This is a genomic window from Pseudomonas sp. 3A(2025) (assembly GCF_054589175.1).
On record NZ_BAAILM010000101.1, the window covers coordinates 17,785 to 38,832 of the forward strand.

General features: G+C 64.9%; 9 protein-coding genes. 2 read left to right on the forward strand and 7 right to left on the reverse strand.

Annotated features, from left to right (window positions below; all coding sequences use genetic code 11):
• Window positions 1–25: 25 nt before the first annotated feature.
• A complete protein-coding gene (locus ACYP2A_RS26040) occupies window positions 26–1,012 on the reverse strand; it encodes a TauD/TfdA family dioxygenase (protein ID WP_459748812.1) in 987 nt (328 codons plus the stop codon).
• Window positions 1,013–1,247: 235 nt separating this feature from the next.
• Between ACYP2A_RS26040 and ACYP2A_RS26045 the strand changes: the two genes are divergently transcribed.
• On the forward strand, window positions 1,248–2,207 hold the full coding sequence (locus ACYP2A_RS26045) for a siderophore-interacting protein (RefSeq protein ID WP_459748813.1): 960 nt from the start codon (window positions 1,248–1,250) through the stop codon (window positions 2,205–2,207).
• A gap of 71 nt (window positions 2,208–2,278) precedes the next feature.
• Here ACYP2A_RS26045 and ACYP2A_RS26050 read toward each other — a convergent pair whose 3' ends face one another.
• The 4 genes from ACYP2A_RS26050 to ACYP2A_RS26065 all read right to left on the reverse strand — a co-directional run bounded on the left by ACYP2A_RS26050 (window position 2,279) and on the right by ACYP2A_RS26065 (window position 17,712).
• Window positions 2,279–3,013 carry a thioesterase II family protein gene (locus ACYP2A_RS26050; protein ID WP_459748814.1) on the reverse strand — a complete coding sequence of 245 codons (735 nt, stop codon included), beginning with the start codon at window positions 3,011–3,013 and terminating at the stop codon, window positions 2,279–2,281.
• 10 nt (window positions 3,014–3,023) lie between these two features.
• A complete protein-coding gene (locus ACYP2A_RS26055; RefSeq protein ID WP_459748815.1) occupies window positions 3,024–3,269 on the reverse strand; it encodes an MbtH family protein in 246 nt (81 codons plus the stop codon).
• 81 nt (window positions 3,270–3,350) lie between these two features.
• The gene (locus ACYP2A_RS26060) at window positions 3,351–4,748 is read right to left on the reverse strand and encodes a diaminobutyrate--2-oxoglutarate transaminase (protein ID WP_459748816.1); all 1,398 of its coding nucleotides are present in this window, start codon (window positions 4,746–4,748) and stop codon (window positions 3,351–3,353) included.
• A gap of 55 nt (window positions 4,749–4,803) precedes the next feature.
• Entirely contained in the window at window positions 4,804–17,712 is a 12,909-nt protein-coding gene (locus ACYP2A_RS26065) for a non-ribosomal peptide synthase/polyketide synthase (RefSeq protein WP_459748817.1), read from the reverse strand.
• A 300-nt stretch (window positions 17,713–18,012) separates the two neighbouring features.
• Between ACYP2A_RS26065 and ACYP2A_RS26070 the strand changes: the two genes are divergently transcribed.
• Window positions 18,013–18,558 carry an RNA polymerase factor sigma-70 gene (locus tag ACYP2A_RS26070; RefSeq protein ID WP_459748818.1) on the forward strand — a complete coding sequence of 182 codons (546 nt, stop codon included), beginning with the start codon at window positions 18,013–18,015 and terminating at the stop codon, window positions 18,556–18,558.
• Between the two features lie 23 nt (window positions 18,559–18,581).
• On the opposite strand, the gene ACYP2A_RS26075 is transcribed toward ACYP2A_RS26070, so the two are convergent.
• Together ACYP2A_RS26075 and ACYP2A_RS26080 are read right to left on the reverse strand one after the other, a co-directional pair.
• Window positions 18,582–19,508, reverse strand: a complete 927-nt coding sequence (locus ACYP2A_RS26075; RefSeq protein WP_459748819.1) for a cation diffusion facilitator family transporter — start codon at window positions 19,506–19,508, stop codon at window positions 18,582–18,584.
• Window position 19,509: 1 nt separating this feature from the next.
• Window positions 19,510–21,036, reverse strand: a complete 1,527-nt coding sequence (locus ACYP2A_RS26080) for an APC family permease (RefSeq protein ID WP_459748820.1) — start codon at window positions 21,034–21,036, stop codon at window positions 19,510–19,512.
• Window positions 21,037–21,048 lie beyond the last annotated feature (12 nt).

The window sequence follows — 21,048 nt, forward strand, 5'->3', positions numbered from 1 at the left end:
AAGGGTTTTGCCAAACGTATGAAGGTCAGCCGCGAAGCGCTTCGGAATACCCCTGCGCCATCGCCACGACCACCTTGCGGCTGCCGGTAAACGGCGAGCGCGCATGCGCCGCCAGCATGTTGTCGAGCATCAGCACATCGTTTTTGAGCCAGGGAAAACTGATGGTGCATTCGTCCAGCACGCCCCGAATCTCGTCCAGCAGGCTGTCTTCGATCGGGCTGCCGTCGCCGTAGTAGACGTTACGCGGCAGGTCTTCCTCATCGACGATGTCCAGCAGGCTCTCGCGCACTTCCGGTTGCAGGTTGGAGATGTGGAACAGGTGCGCCTGGTTGAACCAGACCCACTCTTTGGTCACCGGATGCTGAGCTACGGACTGGCAGATCTGCCGGGTGCGCAGTTCGCCGTCGTCTTTCCACTCGCACTGGATATTGTGTGCGCGGCAGTAGGCCTCGACGACCGCCGGATCCTCGGTGTTGAACACCTGGTCCCAGTCCACGTCCAGGCCGTTACCGTAATTGCGCACGTACATCAGGCGTTTTTCGATAAAGCGCTCGCGAATCGCGACCGGGATGCGCCGGTAGACTTCACGGCTGTCGGCAATCGGCGTCTCGCCACCGGTTTCAGCCGGGATCACACTGTAGAACCAGATCTTCATCGGCCACTCCAGGGTATAGGCCTGCTCGTTGTGCAGTGGAATGCTCTGGTGCGCCGGGTATTCGGTGGAGGTATAGACCCCCTTGGCAACATTGCTGCGCGGCGTCGAACCGAACTCGTAGTTCAACAGCGGATGGCCGAACGAAGAGGCGAACTCGCGGAACGCTTCATTGCCCGCCACCTCGAAACCGCGAAACAGGATGCCGCCACTTTCGATCAGGTGCCGGTCCACCAGCGGTTTCAACTCGGCAAACGCCTCTTGCAGGCTGATGCCCGGCTCAGGTGCCTGGATCAGCAGCGGCAGATTGCCCTTGTGCGCTTGCAGCGGCTTGATATCGAAACTCAGCACTTCACTCATGCAATAAACCTCGGGTGCTTGCGAATGCCGGCGGCCGGATCGTCCACGGGCCTGGCACTCGAACAATGATGGGTAGGCGGATCACCAACACACAGGCACAACAATTTCTGTTTCAGGCTGAACGAGTGCGCAGCCCGGAAAATTAGCCGCCCGTCGACAGATCGACGCATGGTTAAACCCTGTGGGCAACGGTTCGTCATTCAGGTATCCATCCTTGTAAAAGGCGGCTCTCCCCATGCTCTCCACCCTTTCCAAAAACCTGCGCAGCGCCGTACAGAAAGTCATCCCGGCGAAAAAGCCCAGTTACCGCATTTTCGACATTGCACTCAGAGAACGCATCGACATCAGCCCGTCCCTGACCCGCTTCGTCTTCACCGGTCCCGAGGTCGCGCACATGCAAACCCTCGCCCCGGACCAGCGCGTCAAGCTGCTGTTCCCCACCCCCGATGGCCAGCCTCCGCAATTGCTGCTGGAGGACAACTGGCACCAGACCCTGCGCAATCTGGAGGCGGCCAACAAGCCGCCGATGCGCACCTACACCATCCGCGCCTTGCGCACCGAACAGGCCGAGGTCGATGTCGAGTTCGTGCTGCATGGCGAAACCGGGCCGGCCTCGCGCTGGGCCACCCATGCCAAGGCAGGCGACCGGTTGCAGATGGTTGCGCCCTACCGTGATTACCCAGGCGATCCGGGCGGTTATGAATGGCAGCCGCCGGCAGGCATTCGCCATGTGTTACTGATTGGCGACGAGACGGCGTTGCCGGCGATTGCCGGGATTATCGAGGAACTGGCCGACAGGCCGCAGCCGCCGCAGGTGCAGGCGTTTATCGAGGTGCCGTATGCCGGTGACCGATTGGCTATTCGTCAGCCGGCCAATGCCCAGGTCAACTGGCTGGTGCGTGATGAACAGCAGCTTGAGCATGGCGAAGGCATGCGCAAGGCGGCGTTGGAGCTGGCGACCTTGCCGGAGTCAGCGGCACGGGCCAAGGCACCGCAGAAGATCCAGGAAGTGGATATCGACACACAGATTCTGTGGGATCTGGCCAGGCCGTCGGACAGCGAGTTTTACGCGTGGGTGGCGGGGGAATCGGCAGCGGTCATGGCGATTCGTCGGCATTTTGTTGGCGAGATGGGGCTGGATCGGCGGGCGTTGACGTTTATGGGCTATTGGCGGTTGGGGCGGGTTCTGGATTAAGGCCTTTCGCGGTTAAAACCGCTCCTACGAGTGCGCGCGACCGTAGGAGCGGCTTTAGCCGCGAACAGCCATCACGCACACGCAAGCCGTGAAGACCTGCGCACATCCACCTCAAGACAATTCCTGAGAATGCGCAGCACCTTGGCTTCCTGCTCGTGAATGAAGAAATGCTTGCCCGGCAGCATTTCCAGCGAGAAGTTGGCGGCGCTTTCGACCTGCCAGGCGATCAATTGCTCCTGGGTGGCCTTGTCTTCCTTGCCGCCCAATACATGCACCGGGCAGTTCAAGCGCGGCCTGCTGCGGTACGCGTAGAGGCCGCACAGGCGAAAGTCGGCGCGCAGGACCGGCAGGGTCAGGTCCATCAGTTCCTGGTTATCCAGCACCTCTTGCGGGGTGCCGTTCAGGTCGCGCAGCTCGGTCTTGAGTTCGTCGTCGGTCTTCGGGTCGGCGAAGCCTTTGGCGTAGTCGTCGCGCTGCGAGGGTGCGGCGGTGCCGGAGGCGAACAGCGACACCGGTGGCGGGGCGCCGAACTCGCGCAGGGCGTGGGCCATTTCAAAGGCCAGCAGCGCGCCCAGGCTATGCCCGAACAGGGCGTAGGGACCGTTGATGCGCGGGATGATTTCCTTGACCAGTTGCCGGGCCAGGGCCTGCATGTCGGTCTGCAACGGCTCGCCGAGGCGTGCGCCGCGGCCGGGCAGCTCGACTGGCTGCACGCTCAGCCACTCGGGCAGCTTGCGCCGCCAGCGGCTATAGACCATGGCGCTGGCGCCAGAATACGGCAGGCAGAAGAGTTGCACGTGTGTCATGGCGCAGACCTCAATGAACGGCTTGGCCTTCCTGTTTCAGGCGCGCCTGTTCTTCCATGTGCTTGCGCAGGCTCAAGGGGCGCATGTCGGTCCAGACTTCTTCGATGTAGGCCAGGCACTCTTTCTTGAAGCCGCTCTTGCCAACGGTGCGCCAGCCTTTCGGAACTTCCTTGTAGTCGGGCCAGATGGAGTATTGCTCTTCATGGTTGACGACGACCTGGAACAGGATGTCTTCGCGGTCGAATACTGAGGTCATGGTGTTGCTCCGTAGTAAGTCTGAAGGTCGCGAGCGGCGCCGGGCCGGCTCTAAGAGTTAAACGAGTGATACGGAAAAAAATTAAGCGGACGCCACTGCCGCGTGCACGGCCTTGGCAAAAATCCGCGCCACTTCATCGACCTGCTCGGCGGTGATGATCAGCGGCGGCAGGAAGCGCACCACGCTGCTGTGGCGGCCGCCCAGTTCCAGAATCAACCCGCGCTTGAGGCACTCGCGCTGAATGCGCCCGGCCAGCGCGCCGTCGGTCGGTGGGTGGCCCTGGGCGTCGGGCTGGCCGTGCGGGTCGACCACTTCGACGCCGAGCATCAAGCCCAGGCCGCGCACGTCGCCCAGTTGCGGCACCTGCTTTTGCAGCGCAAGCAAATGGTTGCGCAGGCGCTGCCCCACTTCGGCAGCGTGGCTGACGAGGTTGTGTTCTTCGATGTAACGAATCACCGCCGAACCTGCGGCCATGGCCATCTGATTGCCGCGGAAGGTGCCGGCGTGCGCGCCTGGCTGCCAGCTGTCGAGCCAGTCCTGGTAGACCATGACGGCCAGCGGCAGGCTGCCGCCGATGGCCTTGGACATCACCACCACGTCCGGGACGATGCCGGCGTGCTCGAAGGCGAACAGCTTGCCGGTGCGGCCGAAACCGGTCTGGATCTCGTCGATGATCAGCGGAATGTGGTGCCGCGCGGTGATCTCGCGCAAGCCGCGCAGCCAGGTGTTGGCCGCCGGAATCACCCCGGCTTCGCCCTGCACCGCTTCGACGATGATCGCCGCCGGCGGCTGCACGCCGCTTTCCGGGTCGCTGAGCAGATTTTCCAGGTAATGCAGGTTGGTCTTCACGCCCGCCTCGCCACCCTGACCGAACGGGCAGCGATAGTCGTAGGGGAATGGCATGAATTGCACACCGGTGCTGAGCAGCGCACCCAGCGGGGTCTTGGCCTTGAGGTTGCCCATCAGGCTCAGCGCGCCCTGGCTCATGCCGTGGTAGCCGCCATGAAAGGCGATGACCGTGCTGCGGCCGGTGGCGATGCGCACCAGTTTCAGCGCCGCCTCTACCGCATCGGTGCCGGTCGGGCCGGTGAACTGAATCCTGGCCTTGGTCGCGAATTCCGGCGGCAGTACGGCAAACAGGTCCTGGACGAAGCGGTCCTTGACCGGCGTGCTCAGGTCCAGGGTGTGCAGCGGCAGTTCATCGTCGAGCACCTGGCGAATCGCATCGGTGACCACCGGGTGGTTATGCCCCAGCGCCACGGTGCCGGCGCCGGCCAGGCAGTCGATGAACACCCGGCCTTCGACGTCCTCGACATAGATGCCACGGGCACGCTTGAGCGCCAGCGGAATCCGGCGCGGGTAACTGCGCGCGTTGGACTCCTGCTGTTTTTGCCGGGCCAGGATCGGGTTGTCCTCGAACCGGTAATCCTTGTCTTCGTCGTGGGCCTTGATCGGGCTTTCGGCAAACGCTGTGCTCATGGTTGCGCTCCTGAATAAGATGAAAAGCCGTAGGTGAAAATGTTGAAGACCATCGTCACAGCGCCTCCAGACGAGCCATCAGGTCGTCGATGGCGCTGACTTTCTGCTCGGTCAGCGCGGCACCGTCGAGGGTTTCGATGTGCTGCGCCAGTTCCTGCACGGTGCTGCACTCGAACATCGCCCGCAGCGGGACGCTGCGTTGCAGGGCCTGCTGGACCCGCGAGGCGATCTGGGTGGCCAGCAGCGAGTGGCCGCCCAGGTCGAAGAAGTTGTCGGTGACGCCGACCCGCTCGACGCCGAGCACTTCGCTCCAGATCCGCGCCAGGGTGATTTCAAGCTCGGAGCCCGGCGCCTGATAGTGTTCGCTGGCGCTGAACTCCAGGGCTGGCAGGGCCTTGCGGTCGAGCTTGCCGTTAGGGTTGAGCGGCAGTTTGTCGAGCACCTGCCAGTGACGCGGCACCATGTACTCGGGCAGGCTCTGCGCCAGATGCGTTTTCAGTGCGTCGACGTCCGGCGTGGTGTTTTTGCCGACCACATAGCCGACCAGGTACTGGCCGGTGGCGGTGTGTTGCGCGGCCACGGCGGCGTCGTGTACATCCGGCCACTGGCGCAGCCGCGCTTCGATTTCACCCAGCTCGATGCGGTAGCCACGAATCTTCACCTGATGGTCGACGCGGCCGACGTACTCCAGCACGCCATCGTCGCGACGGCGGGCCAGGTCGCCGCTGCGGTACAGGCGTTCGCCCGGTGCGCCGAACGGGTCAGGCAGGTAGCTGGTAGCGGTGCGCAGCGGGTCGTTGAGGTAGCCGCGGCCCACCCCGGTGCCGGCAATGAACAGCTCGCCATGCGCCAGGGTCGCCACCGGTTGCAGTTCATCGTCGAGCAGGTACAGGCGGTTGTTGTCGGTTGGGGTACCGATCGGCAGGTAGCTGCCGGAGGTGGACGCCTCGTCAACGGGGAACAGCGCCACGTCGTCGGAACACTCGGCAGGCCCGTAGGCGTTGACCAGCGTGACCCTCGGGTAACGTTGCAACCACTGTTGCGCCAGTGCCGGTGGCATGGCTTCGCCGGTCGGCAGCAGCCAGCGCAGGTGATCGAGCGTGGCCGGCGGCTCGGCGAGCAGGCTCTGGATCAGCGACGGTACGCTTTCGAGCACGCTGATGCCGGTGTCCTGTACATGGTGCAGCAAGGCGGCCGGGTCATGGGCGATCAGGTCCGGGACGATCTCGACCCGCGCGCCGCACAGCGCGGCGGCGAGGAACTGCCACACCGAGATGTCGAAGCTTTGCGAGGCGGTCTGGGCGATTACCGAGTGTTCGTCGAGGTTGAAGTACGGCACCTTGCTCAGCTGGTTATTGAGCATGCCCGCCTGATGAACCGCCACGCCCTTGGGCACGCCGGTGGAGCCGGAGGTGTAGATCACGTACGCCAGGTGCTGGCCGCTGACGGCGATGTTGAGTGCCGATTCATTGCCTGCGCCGTCCTGAATCGTGTCCCAGACCAGCAACTGTGGGCGGCCAGCGGCGCAGCCCAGTTCTTCAAGCAGCTCTTCGGCTTGCTGGCGGCAGGCGGCGCTGCACACCAGCACCTGCGCGGCACTGGTGTCGACGATTTGCGCCAGGCGCTGTTGCGGGTGCGCAGGGTCCAGCGGCAAATAGCCGGCGCCGGCCTTGAGGGTGCCGACCATCATGCCCAGCAGCGGCAAGCTGCGTTCAGCGAGAAGCGCCACGGGCTGGTCGGGCTGCACCCCGGCCGCCAGCAACGCATGACCCAGACGATTGGCGCGGCGATCCAGCTCCGTGTAGCTCCACTCCTCACCCATACAGGCAGCCGCGATGCGCTCGGGGTGCGCAGCCACGCGGGCTTCGAACAGTGGCACATAACCCTGTTGCAGCGGGTAGTCGCGGTCGCTGCGGTTGCAGTCCTCGATCAGGAAGCGACGCTCGTCATCGTCCACCAGTGCCAGTGCCGCGAAGTCCCGTTCAAAGCCGTCGGCCAGGGCCAGCAGCAGGCGCTGGAAATCGCCGAGCAGGCGCTCGATGGTCGGTGCGTCGAAGAAGCGCTGGTCGTAGGACAGGTGCAGGCCCAGGTCGTCGCCGGGGTAGCAGACCACGGTCAGCGGGTAGTTGGTGTGCGTCCGGCCAGAGCCGGAGCGCGCATTGAGGCCTTCGGCACCTTGCAGCACGGTGGCGTCGACCGGGGCGTTTTCGAACACGAACAGGCTGTCGAACAGCGGCTGGCCCTTGGGCAGTTCGCTGCATTCCTGAATGCTCACCAGCGGCAGATGCTCGTGCTCGCGCAGTTCCAGGTTGCGCTCGAACAGTTGCTGCAACCACTGGCGCACGCTCAGGCGCTCGCCGGCGGCCGGCATCGGCACGCGCAGCGGGATGCTGTTGATGAACAGGCCGACGCAGTGCTGCATCTGCGGCAGGCTCGCCGGGCGACCGGCCACGGTGACGCCGAACAAGACGTCGCGCTCACCACTGTAGCGACGCAGCACCAGCGACCAGGCGGCCTGGGCAAAGGTGTTGACGGTCAACTGGTGCGCTTGCGCCAGCTCCTTCAAACGCAGGCCTTGCTCCGGCAGCAGGCGGCTGTAGGCATCGCCGACGATCATGCCGCCGTTGTCGTGCAGGATCGGCCGGTCGCTGGGGATCAGCGTCGGGCGTTCGAAGCCGCTCAGCGCCTGGCGCCAGTACGTGCTGGATTGCTCCAAGCCCTGATGATGCAGCCACGAAATGAACTCGCGATAGCGCGGCGGCGCGCTCAGGCTGGCCTCGCGGCCTTCGCCAAGGGCCTGATAGAAGGCGAAGAAATCGCCCATCATGATCGAACGGCACCAGGCATCGATGAGGATGTGGTGGTTGCTCATGATGAACCAGTGCCGATCGCTGGCCAGACGAATCAGGCGCAGGCGCAGCGGCGGTGTTTCCAGCAGGTTGAAGCCGGCCAGGCGCTCGCTTTCGAGCAGGTTTTGCAGACGCTCTTCATGGCCGTCGGCGGGCAGCGCGCTCCAGTCGAGGAACTCGACGCCGTCACCGTCGCCGCGATGAATGATCTGCAGCATCTGCTCGCCGGTATTCCAGGCGAACGAGGCGCGCAGCGCTTCGTGGCGAGCGACGACCAGGCGCCAGGCACGCTCGAAGCGTGGCACGTCGAGCACGCTGTCGATGCTGTAGCGGTCCTGCATGAAGTAGATGCCGGTACCGGCTTCCAGCAGGGTGTGCAGCAGCATGCCTTCCTGCATCGGGGTTAGCGGGAAGATGTCGTCGATGGTGTTGAACGGCAGCGGCAAGGCATCCAGTTGCGGCTGGCTCAGGTGCGCCAGCGGGAAGTCCGACGGCGTGATGCCGCCGGCTTCGGGCGCCACACAATGGGCGATCAACGCGCGCAGTTCGGTCTGATAACTGGCCGCCAGACGCTCGATGGTTTCAGGGCGGAACAGCTTGTCGCTGAAGGTCCAGCGCAGGGTCAGCTCGCCGCCGTACACCTGGCCGTCGACGCTCAGCCAGTTCGGCAGCGCGGCATCCGGCGCATGTTGCGCACCGCCCGCCTCGTCCAGCGGACGCAACAGCGCGTCGTCGGCAAAGCCCTGGTCGAACTGGCCCAGGTAGTTGAAGGTGATCCGCGCCTGGGGCAAGGCGGCCATGGCGCGACGACTGTGCGCGTCGGCCAGATAGCTGAGCACGCCATGACCCAGGCCCTTGTGCGGCACGCCGCGCAGGTGTTCCTTGATCGCCTTGAGGCTGGCGCCGGGACCACCGGCGGGCGTCAGGCGCAGCGGGTAGGCGCTGGTGAACCAGCCGACAGTGCGGCTCAGGTCGATGTCGTCGAACAGCTCTTCGCGGCCATGGCCCTCAAGCTGCACCAGGGCCGAAGCCTGCCCGGTCCAGGCGCACAGGGTACGCGCCAGCGCGGTGAGCAGCAGGTCGTCGACCCGTGCGCGATAGGCTTGCGGCGCGTGGTTGAGCAATTGGCGGGTGGTGTCGGCGTCCAGCGTCAGGCTGACCCGGCGTGCATCGCGCTCCAGATTCGGCTCGCCGCTGAAATCACGTGGCAGCTCACTCGCCCCCCCTTGCAACTGCGCCTGCCACCAGCCCAGTTCTTCGCGCAGCGACTCGCTGCCGGCATAGGCGTGCAAGCGTCCGGCCCAGTCGCGCAGCGAGCTGGTCTTGGCCGGCAGGCTGATGGTTTGACCGTGTTCCAGTTGGCGATAAACCGTTTGCAGGTCTTCGAGCAGCACCCGCCAGGACACGCCGTCCACCGCCAGGTGATGGATGGCCAGCAGCAGACGCTCGGGGGCGCCGGGCACCAGCACTGCGCGCAGCAGCGGGCCGTGTTGCAGGTCGAGGCTTTGCTGGGCCTGCTCGAACACCGCCAGGCGTTGTTCGGCGTTGTCGGCCAGGCGCACCCAGAGCAGTGCCTGAGTGGCGTCATGCGCCGGGTATTCGGCGTGTGCATCAGGCGCAAAGCGCAGGCGCAGGGCGTCGTGATGCGCCACCAGGGCTTGCAGCGCCTGCTCCAGCAACACCGCTTGCAGCGGTTGAGCGCTTTGCAGCAGCAACGACTGGTTCCAGTGTTGCGGATGGGTGTGCGGCGTCTCGAAGAACCAGTGCTGAATCGGCGTCAGAGCCGTCTCACCCAGCACCGGACCTTGATCGATGCTCAGGCGCTGGCTCTGCTTGGCCGCCGCCGCGAGGGTGCGCACGGTCTGGTGCAGGAACAGGTCCTTGGCACTGAAATGCACCCCGGCCTGCCGCGCACGGCTGACCACCTGAATCGACAGAATCGAGTCGCCGCCCAGCGAGAAGAAGTTATCGTCGATGCCGATGCGCGGCACGCCGAGGACCGATTGCCAGACTTCGGCCAGGCTCTGCTCGACCGGGTTGCGCGGCGCCTGGTAGTCGTTCTGTGCGGCAGCCAGGTCCGGCTGCGGCAAGGCGCGGCGGTCGAGCTTGCCGTTGGCGGTCAGCGGGAAACGCTCCAGCACCATCAGGTGCGCGGGCACCATGTGTTCCGGCAGCGCGACCAGCAGTTGTGCTTTGAGCTGCGCAATCAGTTGATCGGCGGGCTGTTGCGATTCAGCCAGCAGATAGCCGACCAGCTGTTTGCCGGACGGGCCGTCGAGGGCCAGCACCACGGCTTCACGCACGTCTTCGTGGGCCAGCAGGCTGGCTTCGATTTCGCCCAGTTCGATACGGAAACCACGCACCTTGACCTGTTGGTCGATACGCCCGAGGTATTCCAGCTGGCCGTCGCGGCCCTGGCGCACCAGGTCGCCGGTGCGGTACAGGCGACCGCCTGCATCACCAAACGGATCGGCGACAAAGCGCTCGGCGCTGAGGCCGGCGCGGCCCAGATAACCACGCGCCAGGCCGTAGCCGCCGACATACAGTTCGCCGCTGGCACCGGCCGGCACCAGCGCCAGATCGGCGTCGAGCACATACAGGCTGCGGGCGCCGACCACGCGGCCGATCGGTACGCTACCCAGCCCTTCCGGCAGCACGTCGGGGGCGGCACAGGCAGTCGGCATGACCACGGTTTCGGTCGGGCCGTAGGCATTGAACACGGTCTGCGGGCTGAAGGTGTCGCGCAGGGTGTGCAGGTGCTCCGGGGTCAGCGCTTCGCCGCCGGTGATGATCAGGCGCACCGGTAACTGTTCATCATGGCTGCGCAGCCACTGCGCCAGTTGCCCGCCGTAGCTGGGAGTAAAACCGAGCACGTTGATGTTGTGCCTGCGGATCAAGCCGCAGATCGACTCGGCATCCCACTGGCCTTGCTCGCGCAGCACCACTTCGGCGCCGAACAGCAGCGGCACCAGCAAACGCTCGGTGGCCGCATCGAAGTTGATCGAATAGAAATGCAGCTCGCAGTCGGCAGGGTTGGTGCCGAACAGTTCGCCCACGGCCTGGCAGTGCATGGCTAGCGGACCTTGCTCCACGGCCACGCCCTTGGGCAGGCCGGTGGAGCCGGAGGTGTAGATCAGGTAAGCCAGATGTTCGGGCAGGCTGCGCGATGCAGGGTCGCTGCTCGGGTAAGCCGCCAGCGCCGGCAGGTCCTGTTCCAGGCTCCAGGCATAGACAGTGGCCGGCAGCGGCGCGAGTTGTTCGAACAGGATGTCATGGCCGAGCAACACGCTGATGTTGCTGTCTTCGATCATGTAGCGCAGGCGCTGTTGCGGGTATTCCGGGTCCAGCGGCACATAGGCGCCACCGGCCTTGAGCACCGCCAGCAGGCCGACCACCATGTCCAGCGAACGGCGCAGGGCCAGGCCCACGCGCACCTCGGGGCCGACGCCCAGCTCGATCAGTTGATGCGCCAGGCGGTTGGCCCGCGCATTGAGCTCGGCATAGGTCAGCGTCTCGCCGGCGCAGGTCAGCGCATGGCCATACGGCGTGGCCTGGACCTGGCGCTGGAACAGCGCCGCCACGCTGAGCGGGGTTTCTTCGTTCAGCGCCGGGCCTCGGCCGCTGTCGAGCAAGGCCTGGCGTTCAGACGTGGTCAGCAGCGGCAGTTCACTCAGGCGCGTGTCCGGTGCGTCGAGCATGCCGCGCAGCAGTTGTTGCCAGTGGCCGGCCATGGCTTCGATGCGCTCGGCGTCGAACAGGTCGGTGCTGTAGGTCAGGCAGCAACGCAGTTGTGCGTCGAAGTCGGTGACTTCCAGGTTGAGGTCGAACTTGGTGGCGCGGGCATCGTTGACCAGATAATCGACCTGCACGCCGCCGGCCAGGGCGCGCTGCTGCTGGAACTCCCAGCGCTGCACGTTGCACATCACCTGGAACAGCGGGTTGAACGCCGCGCTGCGTTGCGGGTGCAGGGCCTCGACCAGATGGTCGAACGGAATGTCCTGATGCGACTGGCCGTCGATGGCCACCTGACGCACGTGGTCGAGCAGTTCGCTGACGCGCATCTGCCCATGCGGCTGAATACGCAGCACCTGGGTGTTGAGGAAGGCGCCGATCAGCCCTTCGCTTTCCGGGCGAATGCGGTTGGCCAGCGGCACGCCGATGCGCAGGTCGTCCTGGCCGCCGTAGCGGTACAACAAGACGCTGAGTGCAGCGGTCATGGTCATGAACAGGGTCAGGCCGCGCTCGCTGTTGAAGCGGCTGACCCGACGCGCCAGCACCTCGTCCAGATCGAAGCGATGCAGCTCGCCGCGATGGCTTTGAACGGCCGGGCGTGGACGGTCGGTGGGCAGGGTCAGCAGCGGTTGCTCGCCGCCCAGTTGCGCCAGCCAGTAATCGCGCTGGCGCTGCATTTCGCCGGCTTCGAGCCACTGGCGATGCCAGGCGCTGTAATCCAGGTATTGCACCGGCAACGGCGCCAGCGGCGACTCGCGGCCTTCGACGAAGGCGCCATACAACGCCGACAGTTCGCGGGCGAAAATGTCCATCGCCCAGCCTTCGGTGACGATGTGGTGCAGGGTGATCAGCAGGTGATAGTCCTGCTCGGCGCTTTGCACCAGGCAGACGCGCAAGAGTGGGCCGCGCTCCAGATCGAACGGCGCATGCGCCTGTTCATCGGCCAGACGTTCGATGCTTGCCTGACGCTCGGCCTCGGGTTGCGCGCTGATGTCCAGTTGCGTCATCTGCACATCGGACTGTTCGGCGACCCGCTGCCAGGGCTTGCCGTTGTCGCTCGGAAAGGTGGTGCGCAGGCTTTCGTGGCGCTCGATCAACGCCTGCAAGGCCCGCTCGAAGGCCGGCACATCCAGGGCACCGCGCAAGCGCGCCATGCCGCCGACGTTGTACGCCGGGCTGTCCGGGTCCAGTTGCCAGAGGAACCACATGCGCTGCTGCGAATACGACAGCGGCACGCGCTGGTTGCGGTCGATCAGCGCGATAACGCCCTGGTTATCGACCAGACCGTTGGCCTGCGCACGCGCCACCCAGGCGGCGAATGCAAGCAAGGTGCGCGACTCGAACAGGCTGCGCAGCGGCAGCTCGACGCCGAATGCCTGCCGCGCACGCGAGACAATGCGCGTGGCCAGCAACGAATGCCCGCCCAGTTCGAAGAAGTCGTCGTCAAGGCCAACCTGTTCCAGCTCAAGCATCTCGCGCCAGATCGCCGCCAGGCCGCGCTCCAGATCATTGCGCGGCGCACGGTACTCACGCAGCGCCGCCTCCGGTTGTGGCAAGGCGCGGCGGTCGAGTTTGCCGCTGGGTGTCAGCGGCAGTTCCGCCAGGCGCAGCACGTGCGCCGGGATCATCGGCTCGGGCAAGGCGGCGCGCAGCGCGCTACGAATGCGTTCGCTCAGGTCCACCGGCGACTCATCGCCGTCGGCCACCAGGTACGCCAGCAACTGCCCGCCACCGGCGCCTTCGCCGAGAATCACCACGGCCTGGCGCACGCCGGGCTGCGCGAGGATTTCGCTGCGAATTTCGTCCAGCTCGATGCGCACGCCGCGCAATTTGACCTGCTCGTCCAGGCGGCCGAGGTAGTCCAGCGCGCCGTCGCCACGCCAGCGCGCCAGGTCGCCGCTGCGGTATACGCGAGCGCCGTCTGCGGCCGGCAAGAAGCGGCTGGCGGTCAGCGCCGGCTGGCCCAGATAGCCACGCGCCAGGGCGTTGCCGCCCAGCAGCAGTTCGCCCCGCGCACCGACCGGCGCCAGTTGCCAGTCGGCCTCGCGGATTTCGGTGACCACGTTGCTCAATGGCCGGCCGATCGGCACCCGCGCGCCGGGCTCACCGACGCAGGCCCAGTGGGTGACGTTGATCGCGCTTTCGGTCGGGCCATAGCGGTTGTGCAAGGCGACCTGCGGCAGGCGCTGCTGAATGCGCCGGCACAGTTCGGCCGGCAGCGCCTCGCCACCAGAGAACAGGTGACGCAGGCTGCTGCACTGCGCAACCTGGGGTTCGTCGATGAACAGTTGCAGTAACGGCGGCACGAAGTGCAGCAGGGTCACGCCGTGTTCGCTGACCAGCTCGACCAGCCGGCGCGGGTCGCGGTGTTCGCCATTGGCGGCCAGCACCAACTGGCTGCCGGAGATCAGCGGCAGGAAGCATTCCCACAGCGAAACGTCGAAGCTCAGCGGCGCCTTTTGCAGCAGCACATCGCGTGGGCCGACCGCGTATTCGCGCTGCATCCAGCCCAGCCGCTCGACCAGTGCGCCGTAGCTGTTGCCGACCGCCTTGGGCAGGCCCGTGGAGCCAGAGGTGTAGATCACATAGGCAAGGTTGTGCGGGTGTACGTCGATGGCCGGCGCGCTGTCGGCGCCCGGGCCGTTGGCGACTGCGTCCAGCGCCAGGGTCGTGACCGTGTGCGGCACCTCGAAAGCGTCCAGCACCTGCTGCTGACCCAGCAGCAAGGCAATGGCGCTGTCGGCGAGCATGTACTGCAAACGCTCTCGCGGGTAATCCGGGTCGAGCGGCACATAAACGCCACCGGCCTTGATGATGGCAACCACCGCGACCATCAGCTCCAGCGAACGCTCGGCCAGCACGCCGACGCGCACTTCCGGGCCGACACCTTGCGCTTGCAGGCGCAGCGCCAGATGGTTGGCCTGGCGCTCGAGTTCGGTGTAGCTCAACGACTGGCCGGCGAAGGTCAGCGCGGTTTGCCCTGGCGTGCTGGCCGCTTGCAGCGACAGACGCTGCGCCAGTTGCCAGCCCGGCTGTGGCTGCGGGTTGCTGCCCCAGCTGTGCAGTTGCCGGGATTCTTGTTCACTCAGCAACGGCAGGTCGCCCAGCGCCTGATCGGGGTGTGCACAGACCTGCTCCAGCAGGCTGACAAAGTGCCCGGCAAAGCGCTTGATGGTCGCGGCGTCAAACAGCTCGACGGCGTAGTCGAACGACAGGCGAATGCGCCCTTGCGGGTCTTCTTCGCTGTGCAGTTGCAGGTCGCACTTGGCCTCGCGGCTGTGCCATGGCAACTCTTCGGCGAGCAGGCCGGGCAGGCGCTTGAGCGCATCGGTGTTGCGTTGCAGGTGGTTGAACATCACCTCGAAACCGGCCGCATCGCCCAAAGCCGCACTGACCTGTTCGTAGTCGATGGTTTGATTGGCCTGGGCCGCTTGCACGCGGGTACTGACCGCCGTCAGCAAGCTATGGAAATCCTGGCGCGAATCCAGCTGCGAACGCAGCACCTGGGTGTTGATGAAGAAGCCGATCAGGCCCTGGGTTTCGAGCAGCGGGCGGTTGGCGTTGGGCACGCCGACGCGGATGTCGTTCTGGCCGGTGTAGCGCTGCAACAGGGTCTGGAACGCGGCGAGCAACAGGCTGAAGGTACTGACCTGACGGCTGCGCGCCAGGCCGTGGATACGCTCGCCCAGCGCCTTGTCCAGGCGCAGGCTCAGGCGCTCGGCGGCCGATGGCGTGGCGCTGCGCGGGCGGTCCAGCGGCAGGGCCAGCGGCTCGCGCTCGCCTTCCAGGGCCTCGCGCCAGTAGTCGAGCTGACGCTGCTGTTCGCCAGCATCGACGCTGTCGCGCTGCCAGTTGGCATAGTCGGCGTACTGGACAGCCAGCGGTTCCAGCGTCAGGTTCTGGCCCTGACTGTAAGCGGCATACAGGCGGGCGAACTCGTCGAGCAGAATGCCCAGCGACCAGCCGTCGGCGACGATGTGTTGCAGGGTCACCAGCAGCAGGTGATCGTCCTCGTCGAGGCTGACCAGCTTCACCCGAAACAGCGGGCCTTGCTCCAGATCGAAACGGCTGTGCGCTTCGGCTTCCTGAATCGTGCGGGCGCGGGCTTCACGCTCGGCCGCTGGCAGTTCGCTGAGGTCTTCGCGCAGCAGCGACCAGTCGCTGCTGCCGAGGATGCGTTGCAGGCCGATGCCGTCCTGCTGCAAGAAGCGTGTGCGCAGGGCTTCGTGGCGTTCGATCAGGGTGCTGAAGGCGCGCTGCACCGCCGGCACGTCCAGCTCGCCGCGCAGGCGCAGGCCGCCGGGGATGTTGTAGGCAACGCTGTCTGGTTGCAGCTGCCAGAGGAACCACAGGCGATTCTGCGCCGCCGACTGCGCCAGCGCGCCGTCGCGAGGCAGGCGTGCAATGCCGGTGGACTGAGCGCTGCGGCCTTCGACGGCGGCGGTGAATTGCGCCAGGGTCGGGGCCTCGTAGAGGGTGCGCAGTTGCACGTCCAGGCCCAGTTCGTCGCGCAGTTCGGCGACCATCTGGATCGCCTGGATCGAGTTGCCGCCCTGGCCAAAGAAGCTGGCGTCAGCACTCAGGGTCTCGACCTTGAGGGACTCGCACCAGGCGCGATGAATGCGCTGTGCCACTGTCTGGGCATTGACCGTCTGGGCAGCGGCCGTTGGCTCGCCCTGACACCACAGGGTGACCGCTTGCAAGGTGCCGTCCTTGAGCTGCGCAGCGCAGGCCGAGCGTTGCAGTTTGCCGCTGGACGTCTTGGGCAGGCTGCCCGGCTCCAGCAACGCGACCAGCGCCGGGGTTTCACGGTGCACTTCGGCGACCGCCTGGCGAATTTGCTCGATCAGTTGTTCGGGCGATTGCTGGTGTTGCGCACGGCGCCCGACTTCGGCGGCGATGCCAAACGATTCGACGCCGTCATGCTGCACAGCAAACACCGACACACGGCCCTTGCGTACGGCCTCGATCTGGCTTTCGACGGTGCGTTCGATGTCCTGTGGATAAAGATTCTGGCCACGCACGATCAGCATGTCCTTGATCCGCCCGCTGACGTACAACTGGCCGTCCTGGATGAAACCCAGGTCGCCGGTGCGCAGCCAGTGGCCGCCGTCACGTTCGAAGAAGGCCTTGGCGCTCGCCTCTGGGTTGCGCCAGTAGCCACGGGCGATGCTCGGGCCGCTGCTGCAAATTTCGCCGACCTGACCTTCGCCCAACACCGCGCCCGTGGCGACGTCGAGGATCAGCACCGGGTGCTCCGGCTGCGGCCAGCCGCAACTGGCCAGCGTGCTGCCCTGCCCAGGCACGGCGCGATGGGCGCCCAGCGCCTCGGCGTCCAGTTGCAGGCTGTCGATGCCCTGCCCCGGCCGGCTGCCAGTAACGAACAGCGTGGCCTCGGCCAGGCCATAGCTGGCCAGGTAGTTTTTCGCCTCGAAGCCACAGGCGGCAAAGCGCCCGGCAAAGTCGTGCAGGCTGTCCTGACGAATCGGCTCGGCGCCGGAAAACGCCACGCGCCAGTGGCGCAGATCCAGCCCGGCCAGCTTGCTGTCGTTGATACGCTCGAAGCACAGGCGGTAGGCGAAATCCGGGCCGCCGCTGATGGTGCCGCCAAAGCGGCTGATCGCGTCCAGCCAGCGCAACGGGCGCTCAAGGAAATACTGCGGCGACATCAGCACCACGCCGACGCCGCTGTAGATACCTTGCAGTAAACCGCCGATCAGGCCCATGTCGTGGTACAGCGGCAGCCAGCTGACGATCACGTCCTGCGCGTCGATGGCGTAGCCCTGGCGGATCAGGAACGAGTTGGCTTCCAGGTTGGCATTGCTGACCTGCACGCCCTTGGGCGTCGAGGTGGAGCCGGAGGTGTACTGCAGGAACGCGATGTCTTCGGCCAGTGGCGCATGGGTGGTCCATGGGCCTGCCACGTCAGCGTTCAGCTCATCGACCGCCAGCAATTGCGGCATGCGCGCCCCATGCTGCGCCCCGGTTTCGCGTAGTGCCGACAGCAACTGCGCAGCGGTGAGAATCACGCTCGGCTGGGCATCGGCGACGATCGACAGCAGGCGCTCCAGGTGCTGCGAGCGGGTCGATTCCGGCGGGTAGGCCGGCACCGCAATGACCCCGGCGTACAGGCAGGCGAAGAACGCCGCCACGTAGTCAGGGCCGCTGGGCAGCAGCAACAGTGCGCGGTCACCGGGCTTGAATTGCCGGGCCAGTTCGCTGGCGATGACTTGCGCCCGGGCATCGAGCTGGCGATAGGTGAGCACCAGGCCCTCTTCGCTTTGGCCATCGAGAAAGCGCAAGGCAGGGTCATCGCCACGTGTCGCGGCGTGGCGCATCAATGCGTGAGCCAGAGATGTCGGGCGCTCGAAGAAGTTTGCCATCGCTGTACCAGTCCTCAATCCATGCGTGGGGCACGGCGCTCTGCACCAGACTCTGTGACTGGGAGACGACCGCGTTTACATGGAGGTGAAGACGGGTATCGAACAGAAAAAATTAGTGATTTGTAACGGCATGAGTGCACCAAAACAAAGCGTAATGGCTCTGTAATAGCACTGAAATAGCACTAAGCTAATATCCTAAAAAATAATGATTATCATTTGACACGTTGTTGCGCCAGCACTACCTTGTCACCGCCGTAGGGAAATCGACCTCTTTATCACTTTCGTCGCATAGGCAAAATCATGCAGGAATATGGATCCGTAAAGCCCGCTCAAGAAACTTCGACACCGTCGCTTCTGGAAGCCTTACTGGATAACCGTAATACCCTGATCAAGACCGCTGCCCGGATTACGGGCTGCCACAGTCGAGCTGAAGATGTGGTGCAGGATGCATTTTTGAGACTGGCCAACACCCCCAAGGTGACGCTGCCGCTCAGAGCACAGATCAGTTATGTATTTCGTATTGTCCGCAACCTCGCCATTGACCACTACCGCAAACAGGCGATGGAACAGAAGTACTCCGGCACTGAGGAAGAAGGTCTGAACGTTGCCGTTCAAGGGTCTACTCCAGAAAGCCAGAACCTCGATCATGAGACCTTGATGATCGTCGACGCCGCCCTCAACGAACTGCCGAAACGCACCCGCTACGCCTTTGAAAGCTACCGTTTGCACGGCGTTCCACAAAAAGACATCGCCAAGGAACTGGGCGTGTCACCGACCCTGGTCAACTTCATGATCCGCGACGCGATGGTGCATTGCCGCAAGGTATTGGGCGAGCGCGTTCAGTAATGACGAATGCCTGAAACAAAAATTTAGCGTGCCCATTGCGGGTCGGTGGTAAAGGCGATGGTCAGCCAGCGGTTCGGCCCTTCCCCACCGATGGCCTCGCCGATCACGTCGCGCACGGCATCCCATTCGGCCAGGGTCCAGGCCGGCCAGTCTTGCGGCACGATGAAGTACAGCTCGATCTGCCGGGCGCGGCCGACTTTGGCCACATAGGCCTGCCAGTCGTGAAAGCCATACTGCGCAACCACCTTGGCGGCAACCTCATCGACCTGCTGCTTGAGTGCCGGCGGCGTCACCATCAGTACATCCGAAAACGCCTGGCGAATGGTCAGCACCGGAATCGGGATGATGATCAGACAGATGATCGCCAGCACCGCAGGGTCGATATACGGGCCGAGCCAGGCCCACGCCGTGTCCTCCAGCAAGGCACCGACGATGAAGGCGATCAGCAGCGCCAGCGAGATGCTGCCGGACATGATCCAGGCCTTGGCGTCGAGTGCGACGAAGTCTGAGCGGATGCGCTTATTGGCACGAAATTCCAGCACCGCCAGGCTGAAGCAGATCAGGCTGGTGACCGCCGCATAGACAATCGCAAAGCCGAACTCCAGATGTCGCCCGCCACTGAGCAGGCTGCCGATGGCGTTGATCAATGCGTACAGCGACACGCCGCACAGCAGCGTGCCGTTGATTGCCAGCACCATCGGCTCCAGGTGCCAGAAGCCCATGTTGAAGCGTTCGGCCAGGCGCCGGCTGGCATCGCCCTCGGTGGTGTGGCGGCGGATCAGCGTGGCGACGATCAGCGCCAGCACACTCATGCTGGCATCGGCCAGCGAATAGACGCCGTCGAAGACGATCGAGAACGAACCCGACAGCAGGCCGAAGATGATGCCGAAGCCGGCCACCAGCACGGTGATGATGATCGACAGGCGCAGCAGGCCTTGCTCGGTGTTCACGTCAAACTCCAGCTTCCAAGTTATGCGACGTGCGCAGGTGCGCGCGTTGCAGGGTTTGCCCGGCGAAGTAATCCGGGGTCAGCCAGCGGAAGATGCCCATCAGCACCACGCCCAGCAGCAGGATCACCACGGCGATGATGAACACCAGCCCCACGCCACCGATGTGCGAGCCGCTGCCGAACTCCGGCGAGGTGCTGTCGACGGCGGTCTGGGCGAAGATCACCGCCAGCGCACTGCCGCCGAGCAGCGGGCACAGGCCGCGCAGCAACAGGTGGCGGACGCTGTCGAACAGGCTGTGGCGGAAATACCAGACACAGGCAAACGCGGTCAGCGAGTAGTAGAAGCAGATCATCATGCCCAGCGCGGTGATGGTGTCGGCCAGCACGTTCTCACTGAGCAGGCGCATGCTGACATAGAAGATCGCCGCTGCGGCCCCTGCGCACAGGGTGGCGAAACGCGGCGCCAGCGAACGCGGGCAGATGCTCGCAAAACGCTTGGGCAGCGCCTGGTAATAGCCCATGGCGAACAGCGTGCGCGCCGGCGAAATGAACGTCGATTGCAACGACGCTGCGGTGCTGGCCAGCACGGCGATGGACATCAGGATCGCCAGCGGCCCCATCACCGGACCCGCCAGGTGGGCGAAGACGTTTTCCTGAATGGTCGGGTTGCCCAACCCCAGGCCCTGGTCGGCAACGCCGGCAAAGCGCAGCGTGGCGATGGCCGTGACCAGGTACAGACCGAGGATCACCAGCACCGTCAGCGCGGCGGCGCGACCCGGCACCGCATGGCTGCTGACCGACTCTTCGCTGACCGTCAGGCACACGTCCCAGCCCCAGAAAATGAAGATCGACAGCGACAGCCCGGCGGCAAACGACGAGAACGAGTCGATGCTCCACGGATTGAACCAGTTGGCATCGAATTCCAGCGCCGGCCCTTGCGGTGCCTCACCGAAGGCGGCGATGCAGAAGCCCAGCAGCACGAACAACTGCAAGGCGACCAGTACATACTGCACGCCCATGGTGGTGCCGATACCACGGCAGCAGATCCACACCGCAATACCGATGAACACGCAGCAGGTGAGGATATTGACCCACAGGTTATCGCTGAGCGCGATGAGGGCTTCATGCCCGGTCAACTGGCCAAGAAACAGATAGAAAAAGTCCACCGCCACGCCGGCCAGATTGGACAAGACAATGGTGGTCGCGGCCACCAGCCCCCAGCCGCCGATCCAGCCCATCACCGGCCCGAAGGCCCGTGCCGACCAGGTGAACGAAGTGCCGCTGTCGGGCTCGGCGGCGTTCAGTTCGCGGTAGCCCAGAGCAACCAGCAGCATGGGAATGAAGCCCACCAGAAAGATCGCCGGCAAATGCGCCCCGACCTCGCGCACGGTGGGCCCGAGCGCGCCGGTCAGGGTATAGACCGGCGCGATGGTCGAGATGCCCAGTACCACACAGGCCAGCAGGCCCAGACTGCCACTGGCCAGACCCTTGGAGCCGGTGCGCGCAGGTGTTTCGCCGTTATGACTCATTCAGTGTCCGCC

Bases quoted from the DNA above. Each gene is read 5' to 3' on its own strand.
- ACYP2A_RS26045 (WP_459748813.1), top strand. From the start codon at position 1,248: ATGCTCTCCACCCTTTCCAAAAACCTGCGCAGCGCCGTACAGAAAGTC.
- ACYP2A_RS26040 (WP_459748812.1), bottom strand. From the start codon at position 1,012: ATGAGTGAAGTGCTGAGTTTCGATATCAAGCCGCTGCAAGCGCACAAG.
- ACYP2A_RS26065 (WP_459748817.1), bottom strand. From the start codon at position 17,712: ATGGCAAACTTCTTCGAGCGCCCGACATCTCTGGCTCACGCATTGATG.
- ACYP2A_RS26055 (WP_459748815.1), bottom strand. From the start codon at position 3,269: ATGACCTCAGTATTCGACCGCGAAGACATCCTGTTCCAGGTCGTCGTC.
- ACYP2A_RS26050 (WP_459748814.1), bottom strand. From the start codon at position 3,013: ATGACACACGTGCAACTCTTCTGCCTGCCGTATTCTGGCGCCAGCGCC.
- ACYP2A_RS26070 (WP_459748818.1), top strand. From the start codon at position 18,013: ATGCAGGAATATGGATCCGTAAAGCCCGCTCAAGAAACTTCGACACCG.
- ACYP2A_RS26060 (WP_459748816.1), bottom strand. From the start codon at position 4,748: ATGAGCACAGCGTTTGCCGAAAGCCCGATCAAGGCCCACGACGAAGAC.
- ACYP2A_RS26080 (WP_459748820.1), bottom strand. From the start codon at position 21,036: ATGAGTCATAACGGCGAAACACCTGCGCGCACCGGCTCCAAGGGTCTG.